Origin of the sequence: Neisseria sp. P0014.S002, from assembly GCF_051958295.1 — a bacterium.
Classification (GTDB): Bacteria; Pseudomonadota; Gammaproteobacteria; order Burkholderiales; family Neisseriaceae; genus Neisseria; species Neisseria flavescens_B.
Genome location: NZ_JBQCVO010000148.1, coordinates 1 through 229 on the forward strand (window position 1 = coordinate 1; position 229 = coordinate 229).

1 protein-coding gene is annotated in these 229 nt (G+C 57.6%); it reads right to left on the reverse strand.

Features of this window, described 5'->3' with window-relative positions; genetic code table 11:
* A partial coding sequence (locus ACTHSX_RS10945) for a phosphoenolpyruvate carboxylase (RefSeq protein ID WP_440379693.1) occupies window positions 1-229 on the reverse strand: 229 nt, incomplete at both ends.

Below are 229 nucleotides of genomic sequence, written 5' to 3' on the forward strand. Positions count from 1 at the left end.
GGGCTGTACAGCGGACGTTGATGGCTCAATTCGCGCAACAGGGCGGTTTGTTTTTTCTCTTCGTTCAGGCTGTTGTAGTCTTCCAATCCTGCGTGTTGGAAAAGCTCGGCAACCACATCGGCGTGTTTGCCTGCGTGTTGGCGCAGGTCGAGCGGCCTCATGTGGAAGCCGAACACGGACACGCTGCGGATAATGTCGGACAGACGGCCTTCTGCCAGCAGTTGGCTGC